The organism is Vibrio sp. 970, assembly GCF_033339075.1.
Genome location: NZ_JAWOTW010000205.1, coordinates 1 through 791, shown reverse-complemented (window position 1 = coordinate 791; position 791 = coordinate 1). Strand labels below are relative to the sequence as shown.

Below are 791 nucleotides of genomic sequence, written 5' to 3'. Positions count from 1 at the left end.
GATGTCCTGCCAAACGACACCGATATTGATGGTGATAAGCTGTCGATTGAATCGGCTTCCGTACCTGAAACACAAGGCACAGTTGAGATCGTTGATGGCAAACTGGTCTTCACACCGGCTGAGAACTTCCATGGTGACGCCGAAATCACTTACACCATCACTGATGGTTCGCTGACTGACCAAGCGAAAGTAGCTGTTACCGTTAACCCAGTAAACGATGCGCCAACGATCAAGGTCGATGCTGTAGAAAGTATCACTGAAGATGCAGTGAATACCGATACGGTAGTGGCAACGTTGGAAGTCGCTGATATCGACACGCCAGAAGAGCAATTAACCGTTTCTTTAGAAAACAACTCAAACGGCTACTTTGCGCTAGTTGGCGATGAAGTCAAACTGACTCAAGCGGGTGTTGACGCGGTTAACAACGACGAACTCAACCTTAAAGACCTAACGATCAGCGCATCAGTATCGGATGGTGTTAATCCAACGGTTAGCGACAGTGATAGTTTGATTGTGAATCGCGTTAACGATGCACCAACAGTCGACAATGTGATTTCAGATCAAGTGTTAGCAGAAGATTTTACGATCTACACGATTGATTTAAACGACGCATTTAAAGACAGCGACTCCGCACTGAACTTCTCAGTGTCCGGCAACAGCAACGTGTTGGTGTCGATTGAAAATGGCATCGCGACCATTAGCCCAACTGCGGACTGGAACGGCTCAGAAACCCTAACCTTTACCGCCACCGATCCAAGCGGTGAAAGCGTTAGCCAAACGGTGAACTTCAC

At 47.5% G+C, this 791-nt stretch carries 1 protein-coding gene; it reads left to right on the top strand.

Features of this window, described 5'->3' with window-relative positions; translation table 11 throughout:
• Positions 1-791 (top strand): tandem-95 repeat protein (locus tag R7Q11_RS25705; protein ID WP_225466942.1); only part of this gene is annotated, 791 nt, incomplete at both ends.